This is a genomic window from Klebsiella sp. JB_Kp031 (assembly GCF_040064295.1).
GTDB classification, from domain to species: Bacteria; Pseudomonadota; Gammaproteobacteria; order Enterobacterales; family Enterobacteriaceae; genus Klebsiella; species Klebsiella quasipneumoniae.
Genome location: NZ_JBEAJW010000043.1, coordinates 87,655 through 103,439 on the forward strand (window position 1 = coordinate 87,655; position 15,785 = coordinate 103,439).

The following is a 15,785-nucleotide window of genomic DNA, read 5'->3' on the forward strand; positions in this document are numbered from 1 at the left end:
TTCCATTGGCAGCATAAGTGATAAGTAGATGCAGAAGACAAGGATGAAACTGCTGCCTGTGGCGCAGGTTGGCGCTATAATGTGATGCGTGTCACGTTTTGGGTGGCAGTAGTATGATTTGTCACGGAGAAGAATGAGATGGAAGAGCAGGCAAAACGCAGCCCGGGCGGCAAACTCGCGCTCTGGGCGTTGTATGCCTTTTGCGGATATTGTGTCTGGGTCATTGTGCGTTACTGGTGGGTGGTAGGGAAAATTCACAGCGTTCCCGGCGCCAGCGCGGAGGGCGACTTTGGCACAATGGCAGGGAAATGGCTTGGCGCCCTGTTGGGGATGCTGGTGCTCGCCGGCATTGGCGCGATCCTTGGTGCTGTCGTCTGGTATACACGGCCCGCCAGAAGCAGGCGGGATCATCGGTCGTAAAGTTGCTATGCTCGAGGCTGACCTTCAGATAAGGAACGCCTATGAACCTGGTAGACTGGCAGCAACGATTTGAGCACTGGATACTGACGCACCACGCCCAGGAGGATGCGGCGCACGATCTGTCCCATTTTCGTCGCGTCTGGGCCACCGCCACCCGGCTGGCCGCCGGGGAGGTGGAAGTCGACAGGCTGGTGCTTCTAACGGCCTGCTATTTTCATGACATTGTCAGTCTGCCTAAAAATCATCCGGAGCGAAGCCGCTCCTCGATGATGGCTGCCGAGAAAACCCTGGCGATTTTGCAGTCGTCGTTTACCGATTTTCCCGCAGACCGCTATGCGGCGGTCAGCCATGCTATTGAGGCGCACAGCTTTAGCGCGGCGATCCCGCCGCGCACGCTGGAGGCGAAAATCGTCCAGGACGCCGACCGTCTCGAGTCGCTTGGGGCGATTGGCCTGGCGCGGGTCTTCGCCGTCGCCGGCGCCCTGAACACCATTCTGTTTGATGCCGACGATCCTTTCGCCGACCGGCGAGCGCTGGATGACAGAAAATATGCCCTCGACCATTTCCAGTGCAAACTCCTGCGCCTGCCGGAAACCATGCAGACCGCCGCAGGAAGGGCTATGGCGCAGCATAATGCGCGCTTCCTCGTTGAGTTTATGGCCAAGATCAGCGCGGAGCTGAAGGGGGAGCCTATGGCGCTGGATGAGGCGGTTTTACGCCGCTTTGCACCACAGCCGTCAACCGACCAGTGATTTATGGTACTCTCTGCAAAAATCGTCCGCGCTGGTTGAGGATATGCCACAAAAGTTAATCAAGGAAAACAGGTCGTTGTCATTGACGGAGCAGGCCGGTGAAGAGGCTCAGGCGCTGCTGCGTCAGCTGATGACGATCTACGATGTGAAAACGCTGGTCGCCGAGCTGGTTAGCGTCGGGGAGCAGCACTGGAGCGCGGCGATCCTCAAGCGCGTGGCGGCCCTCGGCCGCGCGGCGGGGCGTTTGCGTCCGCAGGAGGTCGCTCATCTGGCGACGCTGCTGCCGGCGCCGCCGGCCCATCATCCGCACTATGGGTTCCGCTTTGTCGATCTGTTTGCCGGTATCGGCGGGATCCGCAGCGGTTTTGAAGCCATCGGCGGGCAGTGCGTCTTTACCAGCGAGTGGAATAAGCATGCGGTGCGCACCTATAAGGCCAACTGGTATTGCGATCCGCAGCAACACCGTTTCAATGAAGATATCCGCGATATCACCCTCAGCCATCGCCCCGACGTTAGCGATGACGAGGCGGCGCAGCATATCCGCGAGACTATCCCGCAGCATGATGTGCTGCTGGCCGGCTTTCCCTGCCAGCCTTTCTCACTCGCCGGCGTATCGAAAAAAAATGCCATGGGTCGCGCCCACGGCTTTGCCTGCGAAACCCAGGGGACGCTGTTTTTTGATGTGGTGAGAATTATCGCCGCCCGTAAGCCGGCGATCTTTGTGCTGGAGAATGTCAAAAATCTCAAAAGTCACGATCAGGGACGCACCTTCCGCATCATCATGCAGACGCTGGATGAGCTGGGGTATGAGGTCGCTGACTCCGGGCATAGCGGGCCGGACGATCCGAAAGTGATCGACGGGCGCCATTTCTTACCACAGCACCGGGAGCGCATCGTGCTGGTAGGCTTCCGTCGCGATCTGCAGCTGCACGAAGGGTTTACGCTGCGCGATATCGCGGCGCTTTACCCGGCGGTTCGGCCAACATTTGGCGAGCTGCTGGAGCCGACGGTGGATGCCAAATTTATCCTCACGCCGGTACTGTGGAAATATCTTTATCGCTATGCGCGCAAGCATCAGGCGCGGGGCAATGGCTTTGGTTATGGCCTGGTGGACCCCGCCAATCCCCACAGCGTGGCCCGGACGCTTTCCGCCCGCTACTATAAAGATGGCGCCGAAATTCTCGTCGATCGCGGCTGGGACCGGCCGCTGGGCGAGACGCATTTTGACGATCCGCAGAATCAACAGCGGCGTCCTCGTCGGCTGACGCCGCGGGAGTGCGCCCGATTGATGGGCTTCGAATCGCCTCAGGGGGCGCGTTTCCGCATCCCGGTGTCGGATACCCAGGCCTATCGTCAGTTCGGCAACTCGGTGGTGGTTCCGGTCTTCGCCGCGGTGGCGAAGCTCCTGGCCCCGCGTATCGCTCAGGCGGTGGCGCGTCGCGAAGCGGATGATAACGATGGCGGATGTTCACGATAAAGCCACACGCAGTAAAAATATGCGGGCTATCGCCACGCGCGATACGGCGATCGAAAAGCGGATAGCGGCGCTGTTGACTCAGGCGGGATTCACCTTTATTGCTCAGGATCGCGAGCTGCCGGGGCGCCCCGATTTCGCTTTACCCGACTACCGTTGCGTCATCTTTACCCACGGCTGTTTCTGGCACCACCATGACTGTTACCTGTTTAAGGTGCCGGCCACCCGGACGGCGTTCTGGCTGGACAAGATCGCCGGCAACGTAGCGCGCGATGCCCGTGACCGGCAAAAGCTGGCCGCGCAGGGCTGGCGGGTTCTTATCGTCTGGGAGTGCGCCCTGCGCGGTCGCCTGAAGCTGAATGACGAGGCGCTCACCGAGCGTCTGGAAGAGTGGATCTGCGGCGCCGGACACGACGCGCAGATCGACACCCAGGGGATCCGCGAACTGGCGCTTATTTCGACGCCTTACAAGGGGTAGCTTCGCTGCGAACCGGGAAGAGATATTTGCCCAGCGTCACCAGCACGACGGCGAAAATAATCACCGCCAGCGCCAGCCACTCGATCAGTGACAGGCTTTCGCCACCGAATCCGGTGCCAAGGAGAACCGCTACCACCGGGTTGACATAGGCGTAGCTGGTGGCCACCGCCGGGGTGACATTGCGGATCAAAAACATGTAGGCGTTGATGGCAATCAGCGAGCCAAAGATAGCCAGATAGGCTACGGCGGCGATCCCGGACCACGACGGAACGCGGGTTAAGGTTTCACCGCTCAGCCATGAGGCGGCCAGCAGGACGATCCCGGCGGCGAGCATCTCGATTGCCCCCGCCATCATGCCGGTCGGCAGCACGATCCGCGAGCCGTAAACCGAGCCGAAGGCCCAGCTCAGAGAGCCAATCAGAATCAGCAGTGCGCCCCAGGGGTTGCCGTTCAGGTTGCCCCCGCTGTTAAGCATCACAATACCCGCGAGGCCAATGGCAATCCCCAGCCACTCCAGCTTCCGAGTGGCGATGCCGAAAAAGCGGCTGAAGCACAGGGTGAACAGCGGAACGGTGGCGACCATCACCGCGGCGATCCCGGAGGGAACGTGCTGATGTTCGGCCAGGGTGACAAAGCCGTTGCCGACGGCCAGCAGCAAAACCCCGATCAGCGCGGCATTAAGCAACGGCCTGCGTGCCGGCAGTTTATGGCCGGTGGCCAACAGCCATCCCAGCAGCAGCACGCCGGCAGAGAGAAAGCGAATTCCGGCCATCATCAGCGGCGGCCAGCTGGCGACGCCGACGGCGATGGCGAAATAGGTAGAGCCCCAAATGATATACAGCGCAAACAGCGCCCCGATAAGCGGTAACAGCTGACGGGTAGACATACTTCCTCACGACGGTGCAGAGATAGAAAGGGGACATATAGTAAACGTGAAAACTATCCTGCTGGCGAGCGCTTAATTTGCGCCAGGTTGTTAAATTTATATTGACTAATTGTACCTTGGGCAGCGGCCGTTTTTTAACGCATACTCGAGGGAGACATTGATGAAAAGAGAAGGAAAATCATTTTGGCAGGAAGTAGTCTTTTAACATTACTTGATGATATCGCCACGCTGCTGGACGATATCTCCATGATGGGCAAGCTGGCGGCGAAAAAAACGGCGGGGGTGCTGGGCGACGATCTTTCCCTGAATGCCCAACAGGTGACCGGCGTGCGGGCAAATCGTGAGCTGCCCGTGGTCTGGGGCGTGGCGAAAGGGTCGTTCGTCAATAAAATCATCCTCGTGCCGCTGGCCCTGCTGATCAGCGCCTTTATTCCCTGGGCGATCACGCCGCTGCTGATGGTGGGTGGCGCGTTTCTCTGTTTTGAAGGGGTGGAGAAGGTGCTCCACAGTCTGGAAGCGCGTAAGCACAAGGAGGACCCAGCGCAACGGCAGCAGCGTCTTCAGGCGTTGGCGGATCGTGACCCGCAGGCCTTTGAGCGTGACAAAGTAAAAGGGGCGATTCGCACCGACTTTATTTTGTCCGCGGAAATTGTCGCCATCACCCTCGGCATTGTCGCGGAAGCGCCGCTGCTGAATCAGATCCTCATTCTCTCGGGGATCGCGATTCTGGTCACCATCGGGGTCTATGGCCTGGTGGGGGTGATCGTCAAGCTGGATGACATGGGTTACTGGCTGGCGGAGAAACGCAGTACGCTGGCGCAGTGGCTGGGCAAAGGGTTATTGGCCGTGGCTCCCTGGCTGATGAAACTGCTCTCTGTCGTCGGGACGCTGGCCATGTTCCTCGTTGGCGGCGGGATTGTGGTCCACGGTATTGCGCCGCTGCACCATGCCATTGAGCACTGGAGCGCGGGCCTGGGCGGCATGTTGGCCGCCTTGCTGCCGATGGTGGTCAATCTGGTGCTGGGTTTTATCATCGGTGCGGTGGTCCTGGCCGGCGTCAAGGCGGTGAGCCGCCTGCGTGGCGCTGCGAAGTAGTCAGGTGCGGCGCAGCGTATTGGCGCCGCGTGGTCTACGCTAAAAGCGCGTCCGGTATCGACAGAAACCGCGTGCGCTGACGACGTCAGGTTTGCGCAACGTACTACGAGAGAAAGATGGATAAGCCACTGCGGTTGAAGTTGAAAAAGCGCTACTTCCTGACTCGCCCGGCACATGTGGTTAACGTTTGTTTTATCGTGGTGCTATTTTTCTCCACGCTGCTGATCTGGCGTGAAATCAACGTCCTGGAAGAGGCCTACGTGGCGAACCAGCGCAATAATCTGGCTAACGTCGCGCATGAAATGGATGGGCTGCTGCAGTTTAACATCGACAGGATGATGTTTTTTCGCCACGGTATGCAGTCCGCACTTGAACGCCCCCTCGACGTCGATGTGTTGCACGAGGCCAGCCAGCGCTATCTGAACCAGCGCCATCAGGAGATTTGGCGGGTGGCGCTCCCGAACCGCCGGACGCTGCCGGTGTTTGGCTTCTCGGAGAGCGTCGTCAGGGAGAACCCGCTGCTCTTGCCGGACGATCCGCTGGTGGTCATTGAACTGATGGCGACGCTGGAGCTGGGTTATCTGTTAAATCTGACGCAGCATGACCGCGATTTTGCCGAGCGGATGCAATATATCTCCCGCAGCGGCTTTTTCACCTCGACCCTGCCGCTGCGCGATGAATCGCAGGTGAAGACGTACTATTCGCGCGCTATCAGCGCCCTCTGGTTTACCCGGCAGACCCAGCGGAACAATCCGTACCGCGGCGTTATCTGGCAAACCTTTCCTGACGATGACCCGCAGCTGGAAGAGCAGGTGGTTACCGCCTCGATACCGCTGGATTTTGCCGGTTACTGGCGCGGCGTGCTGGCGATGGATTTCTCAGTCAGCGAAATAAAAGCATTTTTAATCAGCGCGATGAAGGGCGGGCAGGAGGGGGAATACCAGCTTTATGACAGCCATCTTAGCCTGCTGGCCTCCTCTGCGCCGGGGAATGTCCTGACGCTGCTGTCGCCGCGCGAGCAGGAGCTGCTCAGCCGCGCGTTTGCCCATGATAACCAGGGCGGCCTGCGTCTGCTGACGCGCTATATCAGTTGGGCCAAACTACGGAATTTTGACGGCGTGCTGCTGCGGATCCACACCCTGCGGGAAGGCGTTCGCGGCAACTTTGGCACCATCACCATCGCCCTGACCCTGATGTGGATCCTCTTCACCTTGATGCTGCTGCTCTCCTGGCTGGTGATCCGCCGTATGGTCCGCAATATGAGCGTCCTCCAGACCTCTCTGGAGTGGCAGGCCTGGCACGATGCCTTAACCCGCCTGCTCAATCGCGGGGCGCTGTTTGAAAAGGCGATGGCGCTCGCCAGCGCCTGCCAGCGCAGCGGACTACCGCTGGCGGTGATCCAGCTCGATCTGGATCACTTTAAGAGCATTAACGATCGCTATGGTCATCAGGCGGGTGACAGGGTGCTGTCGATGGTGGCCAGTACCCTTGCCGGCACTGTGCGGGAAGGCGATTTGCTGGGCCGCGTGGGGGGAGAGGAGTTTTGTGTCGTGCTGCCGAATACCACGCTGCAGGAAGCGGCGGCGATAGCGGAGCGGCTACGCCTGCGTATTCATGGCCGGGAGGTCTTTTTGCATAACAACGTGACGCTGCGGGTCAGCGCGTCGTTAGGGGTAAGCGCCAGCGAAGAGCAGGGAGAGTATCACTTTGAAGCGCTGCAGTCGGTCGCCGATGGTCGACTGTATCTGGCCAAGCAGAATGGCCGCAACCAGGTCTGTTATCGCAGCGAAGCGTGAGTAAAACGTTTCGCTCGCGCCAGCGGATTTGAGATTTATCTTAAAGTAATGTCTGGCGATCGTACTATCGGATGAAACCGGTTTGCGGCTAAGCCTTCTCGCATCAGCCTTGCAGCCCTTTCTGCTGCGAAGCGCCGACTTTCTCAATATTTTGCGTCATCAATATCTCTTGTCATGCAAAATAATTGAGGATAATGTTTCAACGCATCGGATTTCCCGGTGTAACGAATTTTCAAGTGCTTCTTGCATTAGCAAGTTTGATCCCGACTCCTGCGAGTCGGGATTTTTTTCGCCCATCGCTAGCGGTTGGCTTCACTGGCGCTGAAATCATGAATATCGAGTTCAAATGCCTCCGCCAGTTCGCGCCAGGTATGCGCCCCGCGGCCATCGATACTGGCGCGCTGAGGGTCATCGAGGATGCGGTGGACTTCGCTTTCACTGATCTCATTAATCGCCGCCAGCAGAGCATCAACGTTGACATCAACGTCGTTCCCGGTCTGGTCTGTCAATCGGTTCTTCATCATTACCCCCCTCGCTGAGCATCGCTCAAGCCTTTTTAAGTATAGTCGGTCTAAAAAAACGCCAGTCACCGGCCGCGACGCTGCGAGCGGCGTGGTTTTGTTCTACACTGGCTGAAAATAGAGAGGAGATGGATTATGCAGGTGAACGATCGTGTCACGGTGAAGACCGACGGTGGCCCACGTCGATCGGGCGTAGTGCTGGCAATTGAGTCGTTTAGCGAAGGGACGATGTATCTGGTTTCGCTGGAAGACTATCCCCTGGGGATCTGGTTTTTCAATGAAATAGGGCACCCGGATGGGATCTTCGTGGAAAAAGAAATCTCGTAAAACCGAACTGGCGGGACCACCGCCAGTTTGTTTCAGCGTAGATTCACCTGAATACCACTGGTAATGTTTTCGGTCAGCCGAACGATGTGGTAAATCACCTGCTTATTATGCGTCTGTATTTTCTTTTTAATATTACCTTTGTGCGATGATACCGTTTTCGCTTTGATGTTCATTTGCGTTGAAATTTGCGAAGTACCATGCCCGGCCATCCACATTTGCAGCATATTTGATTCTGTTTTGCTTAGCGACAACGTCGGTAAATTCAACTGCCCCAGGCTCGTGTTCTTGTATTTAAGATAATTAACCAGAATGACATCAAGGTCTTTTGGGGTGATCGATTTTGAACTGATTAGCAGATTCTTACGTACCCGCAGATAGCGGTCAAAATGGATGTTCGCCAGCGACATAAAAATCACAAACAGCGTCGCCGGATTTTGCGTGATGATCTGGCGAATAATGTTATTACTTTCATCATCATGCACAAAGCAATCTTCATTCAGAAACACCACCGCCGGGCAACATGACGCACAGTGCCTGTGCAGATCCTCAGCGCAGTTGACCTCAACGATTTCCTGTTTTTTAATTCCCCGACTGGTCAGATATCCCGTAAGTCCCAACCGGGTATAACTGCACAAATCCATAATCATCGTTGACATGACCCATCCTCAATCAACACGTAACGATATACACTTCGCACTGGCTGTGCGAAGCAGTCCTTGCGGGCGGTAATAATAGTAGGTTTAAGAAAGAACCCATTAGTTCCATTAAACTATTCCGCATCTCTGCATATAATTTGCCAGGAAAACTCTTAAAGTAAAGTCGAGAACCGGTAGTGTGAGCGAATTAAAAACAAAAAGTGCCCGTGGCTGCTATGGTTAGGCGCCAAAGATTCTTTTACTTTCAGAATTTCCTTATTTCATATGAAGGTCGCGATGCCTGGCCGTGTTTTACCCGGCTTCTCCGCCCGCAGCGGGGGTGGAAGGCTTAACGCTTTAATGCCACAATACTTTTTTATCAGCTTGTGGGATGAATGATGAAACAGTTAGTTTTTGCTGGCATGGTGGTGGCGCTGGCCGGATGCGTGCAGGTTGATCGTTACGAAGACGTTGTTAAAGCCCCCGCGCCGGCAGGCCTGGAAGGCTACTGGCAGACGAAAGGGCCGCAGAGTGAGATGATGAGTCCGGACGCCATCGCCAGCCTGATCGTCACCAAAGATGGGGACACCTTCGACTGCCGCCAGTGGCAGCGCGTGATCGCCCAGCCGGGGAAACTGATGAACCGCGATAGCGATATCTACAACGTGACCGCTTCCCTGGATATCTACCCGATCGAGCGCGAGGGCAACACCCTTTCCTACGATCGTATGACGTTGACCCGCGTTGAACGTCTCACCCCGGAGTGCGAGAAAGCGTGGGCTAAAGCGCGTGCCACCGCTCCAGTCAGCGCGCCGACCACCGCGCACTAAGATTCCGGCGGGCCACCGCTGGCCCGTCCGGCGTCAGATGACTACAGCACCGCCTCCAGCACCCACACGCTGACGCTTCCTCCGTTACAGGTAAAGGTGGCGCAGCCTTCGCCGTCGGTTTCGACAATCTCTTCCCGATTGCCCAGGAAATCCCGCCAGCGTTTGTTGCCATAATTCTCGCCCAGCGTCAGGGTCTTTTCTCCCTCATCACCATTGGACATCACCACCACGCAGCCGGGATCCTCGTCCGTGCCGCTGCGGCTGAAGGCAATGCAGTTGGGGTGATCGAACCAGAGAGTCTGCACGCCGTGGGCAAAACGCTGACGGGCGTCGATCAGCTCGTGGAGTTGTTCGATAACGGGCATTTCTATGGCGTAGGTTTGTCCGTCGCCGCCGGTATCCTCATAGGAGGCGCCGAAGAGATCGGCATAGAAGACCGAGGGTACGCCATTTTCACGCAACAGGATCAGCGCATAGGCCAGCGGTTTAAACCATGGCTCAACAGGCGCCTCGAGCGCCTGCAGCGGCTGGGTATCATGGTTGGTGACCAGGGTGACGGCATGGAAGGGGTCGGCTTCCACCAGCGTCCCGCTGAAAATCTGGCTCATGTCGTAATCGCGCCCCTGGCGGGACGCTTCATGAAATTTCATCTGCAGCGGGGCGTCAAACAGCATCGTCTTGCCCTCGACCAGATCGATATACTGCTGGAGCTTTTCCACTTCATGGGACCAGTATTCCGCAACAATAAACAGCGGCTGCGGGGCTACCTCCTGAACATGCTCGATCCACGCTTTGTAAAACCATGCGGGGATATGCTTCACAGCGTCAAGACGAAAACCGTCGCAACCGGTTTGCTCCATCACCCAGCGCGCCCAGTATTTGATCTCTTCGGTGACGGCGTGATTACGAAAATCGATATTGGCGCCCATCAGGTAGTCGAAGTTGCCAAGCTCGTCATCGACCTGTTCATTCCATCCTTCGCCGGTGTAGTCGTTGACGATTTTAAATACACCGTCTTCCGTCGGATTCTCGATGTGGTCAATGCCGCTAAAGCACTTGTAGTCCCAGACAAACTGCGAATACTGTCCGGCGCGCACAGGGAAGGTATAGCGAGTCCATGCCTCGCACTCGATGATCGTCTCGTCAATTTGCGTGCGATCCTGCTCATCAACGCGCTGCACGCGCAGGGCCTCTTTTTCATCGGCGCCCATTTTATGGTTCACCACCACGTCCAGCAGCACGGCGATGTCGTGCTCCTTCAGGGCGTTGATCGCCGCCAGCAGCTGGGTCTTATCGCCATATTTGGTGGCGACAGAGCCCTTTTGATCAAACTCGCCGAGGTCGAAGAGATCGTAGGTGTCATAGCCGACGGAATAGCCGCCCGAGGCGCCTTTGTAGGCGGGGGGCAACCAGACCATATTGATGCCGATTTCGTTAAGACTGGGGGCCAGCGCTTCGACTTCACGCCACAGTTCGCCGCCGGCGGGGTAGTACCAGTGAAAACATTGCAACAAGGTGGGGTTTTTCATCTTCCATGCTCCAGACGTCAACAGGCTGACCTTTGCAGTATGGGAGATATCCCGCAAAACGGGTGAGGAAAGCCCTGAATTTCGCTATACCCTAAAGCGGATCATATATAATAAATTTGCATAAGATGTAGCGTAACGATGTTGGTGTCGGGCCGTTAAGCGCTTTACACTACAGGAAAATCCTAACCTTCGGGGTATCTATGAAATTAGCACTTCTGGGTCGTCAGGCGCTGATGGGCGCGATGGCCGTTGTTTTGATGGCTGGCGTTAGCGTGAAAACTTTTGCGGCGGAAAACCTGCTCAATCAGATTAAAGAGCGCGGCACCCTGCGCGTGGGCCTCGAAGGCACCTATCCTCCTTTTAGCTTCCAGGGCGATGACGGTAAGCTGACCGGCTTTGAAGTGGAGTTCGCCAACGAGCTGGCGAAACATCTGGGCGTGAAGGCTGACCTCAAACCGACCAAGTGGGACGGTATGCTGGCCTCGCTGGATTCCAAGCGCATTGACGTGGTGATTAACCAGGTCACTATCTCTGATGAACGTAAGAAAAAATACGATTTCTCCACCCCGTACACGATCTCCGGTGTGCAGGCGCTGGTGAAGAAAGGCAACGAAGGCGCGATTAAAACCGCAGCGGATCTGAAAGGCAAGAAAGTGGGCGTCGGGCTGGGCACAAACTATGAAGAGTGGCTGCGTCAGAACGTCCAGGGCGTGGATGTCCGCACCTATGATGACGATCCGACCAAATACCAGGATCTGCGCGTAGGCCGTATTGACGCCATTCTGGTTGACCGTCTGGCGGCGCTGGATCTGGTGAAGAAAACTAACAACACGCTGGCGGTAACCGGCGAAGCGTTCTCCCGTCAGGAAGCTGGCGTTGCACTACGCAAAGGCAACGATGACCTGCTGAAAGCGGTAGATGGCGCGATCGCGGATATGCAGAAAGATGGCAGCCTGAAGGCCCTGTCAGAGAAATGGTTTGGCGCTGACGTGACAAAATAAAGGCCAGCGGTGAAAAAAGGCGCTCCTGGAAGCGCCTTTTTTTATTTAGCGCGTAACTGTGTGCATAATGAAGCATAACTGAGTCAGGAGGGGCCATGTCACTGCAAAATTTAACCCGCTTTCCGCGTCTGGAATTGATCGGCGCGCCGACGCCGCTGGAGTATCTGCCGCGTCTGTCCGATCACCTCGGGCGCGAAATATTTATCAAACGTGATGATACGACGCCGTTGGCGATGGGGGGAAACAAACTGCGCAAGCTGGAGTTTCTCGCCGCCGATGCGCTGCGCGAAGGGGCGGATACTTTAATTACCGCCGGCGCGATCCAGTCTAACCATGTGCGCCAGACGGCGGCGGTCGCCGCCAAACTGGGCCTGCACTGCGTGGCGCTGCTGGAAAATCCCATCGGCACCCGTGCGGAGAACTATCTGAGCAATGGCAACCGCCTGCTGCTGGATCTGTTTAATACCCAGGTTGAGATGTGCGATGCCCTGACCGATCCCGCTGCGCAGCTCGACGAGCTGGCGACCCGTATCGAAGCGCAGGGGTACCGCCCGTATGTCATTCCGGTCGGCGGTTCAAACGCCCTTGGGGCGCTAGGCTATGTGGAAAGCGCGCTGGAAATCGCCCAGCAGTGCGAAGACGCGGTGGAGATTTCGTCGGTGGTGGTGGCCTCCGGGAGCGCCGGCACCCATGCCGGACTGGCGGTCGGCCTTGAACAGCTGATGCCGCAGGCGGAACTGATTGGGGTGACGGTGTCGCGCGCTGTTGCCGACCAGCTGCCGAAAGTGGTAGCGCTGCAGCAGGCCGTGGCCAACAGCCTTGAGCTGCAGGCGAAAGCCGACATCATCCTGTGGGACGATTACTTTGCCCCAGGCTACGGGACGCCAAATGAGGAAGGAATGGCCGCCGTGAAGCTGCTGGCGCAACTGGAAGGTATTTTGCTCGACCCGGTTTATACCGGCAAAGCGATGGCCGGACTTATCGATGGCATTACGCAGAAATGCTTTAAGGATGAAGGGCCGATTTTGTTCGTCCATACCGGCGGAGCGCCGGCGCTGTTTGCCTATCATCCTCACCTCTAATACAGAAACCACAGCATGCAAGAAAGTATTCAACTGGTCATCGATTCTGCGCCTTTTCTACTGAAAGGCGCCGTCTTTACGCTGCAGCTGAGCATTGGCGGGATGTTTTTCGGCCTGGTGCTGGGCTTTATCCTGGCGCTGATGCGCATGTCGACCCTCTGGCCGGTAAAATGGCTGGCGCGCATGTATATCTCCATTTTTCGCGGGACACCGCTTATCGCTCAGCTGTTTATGATCTACTACGGCTTGCCGCAGTTTGGCATTGAGCTTGACCCGATCCCGGCGGCGATGATCGGCTTATCGCTGAACACGGCGGCCTACGCGGCGGAAACCCTGCGCGCGGCCATCGCCTCGATTGACAAAGGGCAATGGGAAGCGGCGGCCAGTATCGGTATGACCCCCTGGCAGACGATGCGTCGGGCTATTTTACCCCAGGCGGCGCGGGTCGCTTTGCCGCCGCTCTCTAACAGTTTTATCAGCCTGGTAAAAGATACCTCGCTGGCGGCGACGATCCAGGTGCCGGAGCTGTTCCGTCAGGCGCAGCTTATCACCTCGCGTACGCTGGAGGTCTTCACCATGTATCTGGCCGCCTCTCTGATCTACTGGGTGATGGCGACGGTACTCTCCTCGCTGCAGAACTATTTTGAAAACCAGCTGAACCGCCAGGAGCGTGATCCGAAATGAGTGCGATTGAAGTAAAAAGCCTGGTGAAAAAATTCCATGGCCAGACGGTGCTCCACGGTATCGACCTGGAGGTGCAGGAAGGCGAAGTGGTGGCAATCATCGGCCCCAGCGGCTCGGGTAAAACCACCCTGCTGCGCAGCATTAATCTGCTGGAGCAACCGGAGAGCGGCACTATCCGCGTCGGCGATGTGACGATCGACGCTGGTCGCAGCCTCGGGCCGCAAAAAGGGCTTATCCGTCGGCTGCGCCAGCACGTTGGCTTTGTCTTCCAGAACTTCAACCTGTTTCCCCACCGGACGGTGCTGGAGAACATCATTGAAGGGCCAGTCATCGTAAAAGGTGAAGACAAGCAGGAGTCGATGGCGCGGGCGCGCGATCTACTGGCGAAAGTGGGCCTCAGCGGCAAAGAGAACAGCTATCCGCGCCGCCTCTCTGGCGGGCAGCAGCAGCGGGTCGCGATTGCCCGCGCGCTGGCCATGCGTCCGGACGTGATCCTGTTTGATGAACCGACCTCGGCCCTCGATCCCGAGCTGGTAGGGGAGGTGCTCAATACCATCCGCCAGCTGGCGCAGGAGAAACGCACCATGGTTATCGTGACCCATGAAATGAGCTTCGCTCGCGACGTTGCCGATCGGGCGATTTTTATGGATCAGGGACGCATCGTTGAACAAGGCGAGGCCAAAGCGCTGTTCGCCTCGCCTCAGCAGCCGCGAACCCGCCAGTTCCTCGAAAAATTCCTGATGCAATAGAGCAGGCGCAGGCGCGGCGGCTCGCTTTCGTGTGAGCCGCCGCAATGAGCCCAATTCCACGCTGGGGTAACACCCCATCGTCACGTCTTTGTGCTATTTACTCCCCTGGCCGTATACACCGCTTCCCATCCCCCCTTGTAGGGTGTAGAAAATGAAGGGAGGGGCCTTAGTTTCAGCGCAGCTAACTGGGAAAAGGCAAGTCTTCAGGCTAATAAATGCGACAGCTACGATATTTTATACATATAAATAAGATTTATGTGTTAGTTTTCTGTATTTATAATAATGATTATCAATCAGGAGTTATTTGCACAGCTATGAGGGACAATGATTTTTTCAGCTGGCGGCGGGATATGCTGCATCAATTTCAGTCCATGGCCGCCGCTCAGGAGGTTTATAATCTCCTGCAACGAGAAACAGAAACGCTGGAATATGATTTCTATACGCTTTGTGTGCGTCACCCGGTGCCTTTCACTCGCCCCCGCGTCACGTTTCAGTCGACCTATCCCCGCGCATGGATGTCTCATTACCAGGCAGAGAATTATTTCGCCATAGATCCCGTATTACGCCCGGAGAATTTTATGCGTGGCCATCTGCCGTGGGAAGATGGGCTGTTTCGCGATGCGCAGGCGTTATGGGACGGCGCGCGCGACCATGGTCTGCAAAAAGGGGTGACACAGTGCCTGACGTTGCCGAATCATGCTCAGGGTTTTCTCTCCGTCTCCGCGAACAACCGTTTGCCGAACGCTTATGCTGAAGATGAGCTGGAGCTGCGCTTGCGAACGCTGACGGAGCTGAGCCTGCTGACGCTCTTGCGTCTTGAAGATGAGATGGTGATGCCGCCGGAGATGAAATTCAGCCGGCGCGAACTGGAGATCCTCAAATGGACCGCGGAAGGAAAGACCTCTGCGGAGGTGGCGATGATTCTCTCGATTTCGGAAAATACGGTCAATTTCCATCAGAAGAATATGCAACGGAAATTTAACGCGCCGAATAAAACGCAAATTGCCTGTTACGCTGTGGCGACAGGGTTAATCTGAAGGCGCCTGCCGTTCTGCGTGCCAGACGTGATACCGGCTGTCAGTCATACTTTCAGCCGGTACAGGATTACTGCCGATAAGCTTGTTTAATTTGCTTAACGGTGCTGGAGAATACGGCGGCCTGAGCCTCATCTTCCATCTGCGCGATCTGCTTTTCCATTTTAATAATCACGCGACCCGCATCTGCCTGGCCCATCGCCTGCAGCATCAGCGTCATCATCGCTTTCAGGCAGGAGACTTCCTGCGCCAGTTCCTGATTATTTTCTGCAGTGGAAAAATCTGGTGTGCTCATCGATATCCTCGTTTACTCGCTGCGCTATTGCGCTCTACTCAATGTGAAGGCCGCGCAGTATACCACAAGCGACAGAAAAAAAAGGAGTGCTTAATTTCTGTTCTCTCATCTGAGCTGTGAATGGTTTTATGCTTCAGATAAGACGTAATAGCCATCGTCAGGCCAATAATTGCCACTATCTATTTAGTACGTTAATA

The 15,785-nt window shown here is 56.6% G+C and carries 18 protein-coding genes; 13 read left to right on the forward strand and 5 right to left on the reverse strand.

Annotation, left to right across the window (positions count from 1 at the left end):
• The first annotated feature begins 138 nt into the window (after positions 1-138).
• The 4 genes from drpB to ABLV64_RS24975 all read left to right on the forward strand — a co-directional run bounded on the left by drpB (position 139) and on the right by ABLV64_RS24975 (position 3,124).
• Positions 139-420: a cell division protein DrpB gene (gene drpB, locus ABLV64_RS24960; protein ID WP_004203489.1), complete on the forward strand. Its 282-nt coding sequence runs from the start codon at positions 139-141 to the stop codon at positions 418-420.
• Positions 421-461: 41 nt separating this feature from the next.
• Positions 462-1,172, forward strand: a complete 711-nt coding sequence (locus ABLV64_RS24965) for a phosphohydrolase (protein ID WP_004203487.1) — start codon at positions 462-464, stop codon at positions 1,170-1,172.
• Positions 1,173-1,248: 76 nt separating this feature from the next.
• On the forward strand, positions 1,249-2,649 hold the full coding sequence (locus ABLV64_RS24970) for a DNA cytosine methyltransferase (RefSeq protein ID WP_217325194.1): 1,401 nt from the start codon (positions 1,249-1,251) through the stop codon (positions 2,647-2,649).
• Entirely contained in the window at positions 2,630-3,124 is a 495-nt protein-coding gene (locus ABLV64_RS24975; protein WP_004203485.1) for a very short patch repair endonuclease, read from the forward strand. The genes ABLV64_RS24970 and ABLV64_RS24975 overlap by 20 nt, the downstream gene beginning before the upstream one ends.
• Here the strand turns inward: ABLV64_RS24975 and yedA are convergent.
• Positions 3,099-4,010, reverse strand: coding sequence for a drug/metabolite exporter YedA (gene yedA, locus ABLV64_RS24980; RefSeq protein ID WP_004203484.1), 912 nt, complete (start codon positions 4,008-4,010; stop codon positions 3,099-3,101). The two genes, ABLV64_RS24975 and yedA, sit on opposite strands and share 26 nt — an antisense overlap.
• Positions 4,011-4,193: 183 nt before the next feature.
• Between yedA and ABLV64_RS24985 the strand changes: the two genes are divergently transcribed.
• Both ABLV64_RS24985 and dgcQ read left to right on the forward strand, forming a co-directional pair.
• Complete coding sequence (locus ABLV64_RS24985) at positions 4,194-5,105, forward strand: DUF808 domain-containing protein (RefSeq protein ID WP_004203481.1); 912 nt, start codon at positions 4,194-4,196, stop codon at positions 5,103-5,105.
• Between the two features lie 116 nt (positions 5,106-5,221).
• Complete coding sequence (gene dgcQ / locus ABLV64_RS24990) at positions 5,222-6,901, forward strand: cellulose biosynthesis regulator diguanylate cyclase DgcQ (RefSeq protein WP_217324794.1); 1,680 nt, start codon at positions 5,222-5,224, stop codon at positions 6,899-6,901.
• 299 nt (positions 6,902-7,200) lie between these two features.
• On the opposite strand, the gene yodD is transcribed toward dgcQ, so the two are convergent.
• Positions 7,201-7,422 carry a YodD family peroxide/acid resistance protein gene (gene yodD, locus ABLV64_RS24995; protein WP_004203478.1) on the reverse strand — a complete coding sequence of 74 codons (222 nt, stop codon included), beginning with the start codon at positions 7,420-7,422 and terminating at the stop codon, positions 7,201-7,203.
• Between the two features lie 135 nt (positions 7,423-7,557).
• Here yodD and dsrB point away from each other — a divergent pair, with 135 nt between their 5' ends.
• Complete coding sequence (dsrB, locus tag ABLV64_RS25000; RefSeq protein WP_004203477.1) at positions 7,558-7,749, forward strand: protein DsrB; 192 nt, start codon at positions 7,558-7,560, stop codon at positions 7,747-7,749.
• A gap of 32 nt (positions 7,750-7,781) precedes the next feature.
• Here the strand turns inward: dsrB and rcsA are convergent, their stop codons facing one another.
• Entirely contained in the window at positions 7,782-8,405 is a 624-nt protein-coding gene (gene rcsA, locus ABLV64_RS25005; RefSeq protein WP_004203475.1) for a transcriptional regulator RcsA, read from the reverse strand.
• 374 nt (positions 8,406-8,779) lie between these two features.
• On the opposite strand from rcsA, the gene yedD reads away from it, so the two are divergent.
• Entirely contained in the window at positions 8,780-9,214 is a 435-nt protein-coding gene (gene yedD, locus ABLV64_RS25010; protein WP_072140493.1) for a lipoprotein YedD, read from the forward strand.
• 41 nt (positions 9,215-9,255) lie between these two features.
• Here yedD and amyA read toward each other — a convergent pair whose 3' ends face one another.
• Positions 9,256-10,743, reverse strand: coding sequence for an alpha-amylase (amyA, locus tag ABLV64_RS25015; RefSeq protein ID WP_004203469.1), 1,488 nt, complete (start codon positions 10,741-10,743; stop codon positions 9,256-9,258).
• Positions 10,744-10,943: 200 nt separating this feature from the next.
• On the opposite strand from amyA, the gene tcyJ reads away from it, so the two are divergent.
• From tcyJ to sdiA, 5 genes are all read left to right on the forward strand, one after another.
• The gene (gene tcyJ, locus ABLV64_RS25020) at positions 10,944-11,744 is read left to right on the forward strand and encodes a cystine ABC transporter substrate-binding protein (RefSeq protein WP_004203468.1); all 801 of its coding nucleotides are present in this window, start codon (positions 10,944-10,946) and stop codon (positions 11,742-11,744) included.
• 95 nt (positions 11,745-11,839) lie between these two features.
• Positions 11,840-12,826, forward strand: a complete 987-nt coding sequence (gene dcyD, locus ABLV64_RS25025; RefSeq protein WP_348843110.1) for a D-cysteine desulfhydrase — start codon at positions 11,840-11,842, stop codon at positions 12,824-12,826.
• 15 nt (positions 12,827-12,841) lie between these two features.
• On the forward strand, positions 12,842-13,510 hold the full coding sequence (gene tcyL, locus ABLV64_RS25030) for a cystine ABC transporter permease (protein ID WP_004203466.1): 669 nt from the start codon (positions 12,842-12,844) through the stop codon (positions 13,508-13,510).
• Positions 13,507-14,259: an L-cystine ABC transporter ATP-binding protein TcyN gene (gene tcyN / locus ABLV64_RS25035; RefSeq protein WP_004203465.1), complete on the forward strand. Its 753-nt coding sequence runs from the start codon at positions 13,507-13,509 to the stop codon at positions 14,257-14,259. Before tcyL ends, tcyN begins: the two co-directional genes overlap by 4 nt.
• 314 nt (positions 14,260-14,573) lie before the next feature.
• On the forward strand, positions 14,574-15,296 hold the full coding sequence (sdiA, locus tag ABLV64_RS25040; RefSeq protein ID WP_004203458.1) for a transcriptional regulator SdiA: 723 nt from the start codon (positions 14,574-14,576) through the stop codon (positions 15,294-15,296).
• Between the two features lie 67 nt (positions 15,297-15,363).
• Here the strand turns inward: sdiA and ABLV64_RS25045 are convergent, their stop codons facing one another.
• Positions 15,364-15,588 (reverse strand): DUF2594 family protein, encoded by a 225-nt coding sequence (locus ABLV64_RS25045; protein ID WP_004203457.1) that lies wholly within the window; start codon positions 15,586-15,588, stop codon positions 15,364-15,366.
• Between the last annotated feature and the right edge of the window lie 197 nt (positions 15,589-15,785).

Coding starts and splice junctions, on each gene's coding strand:
- dcyD (WP_348843110.1), top strand. CDS start 11,840: ATGTCACTGCAAAATTTAACCCGCTTTCCGCGTCTGGAATTGATCGGC.
- rcsA (WP_004203475.1), bottom strand. CDS start 8,405: ATGTCAACGATGATTATGGATTTGTGCAGTTATACCCGGTTGGGACTT.
- yodD (WP_004203478.1), bottom strand. CDS start 7,422: ATGAAGAACCGATTGACAGACCAGACCGGGAACGACGTTGATGTCAAC.
- dsrB (WP_004203477.1), top strand. CDS start 7,558: ATGCAGGTGAACGATCGTGTCACGGTGAAGACCGACGGTGGCCCACGT.
- dgcQ (WP_217324794.1), top strand. CDS start 5,222: ATGGATAAGCCACTGCGGTTGAAGTTGAAAAAGCGCTACTTCCTGACT.
- tcyJ (WP_004203468.1), top strand. CDS start 10,944: ATGAAATTAGCACTTCTGGGTCGTCAGGCGCTGATGGGCGCGATGGCC.
- tcyN (WP_004203465.1), top strand. CDS start 13,507: ATGAGTGCGATTGAAGTAAAAAGCCTGGTGAAAAAATTCCATGGCCAG.
- drpB (WP_004203489.1), top strand. CDS start 139: ATGGAAGAGCAGGCAAAACGCAGCCCGGGCGGCAAACTCGCGCTCTGG.
- sdiA (WP_004203458.1), top strand. CDS start 14,574: ATGAGGGACAATGATTTTTTCAGCTGGCGGCGGGATATGCTGCATCAA.
- ABLV64_RS24975 (WP_004203485.1), top strand. CDS start 2,630: ATGGCGGATGTTCACGATAAAGCCACACGCAGTAAAAATATGCGGGCT.
- yedD (WP_072140493.1), top strand. CDS start 8,780: ATGATGAAACAGTTAGTTTTTGCTGGCATGGTGGTGGCGCTGGCCGGA.
- ABLV64_RS25045 (WP_004203457.1), bottom strand. CDS start 15,588: ATGAGCACACCAGATTTTTCCACTGCAGAAAATAATCAGGAACTGGCG.
- yedA (WP_004203484.1), bottom strand. CDS start 4,010: ATGTCTACCCGTCAGCTGTTACCGCTTATCGGGGCGCTGTTTGCGCTG.
- amyA (WP_004203469.1), bottom strand. CDS start 10,743: ATGAAAAACCCCACCTTGTTGCAATGTTTTCACTGGTACTACCCCGCC.
- ABLV64_RS24965 (WP_004203487.1), top strand. CDS start 462: ATGAACCTGGTAGACTGGCAGCAACGATTTGAGCACTGGATACTGACG.
- tcyL (WP_004203466.1), top strand. CDS start 12,842: ATGCAAGAAAGTATTCAACTGGTCATCGATTCTGCGCCTTTTCTACTG.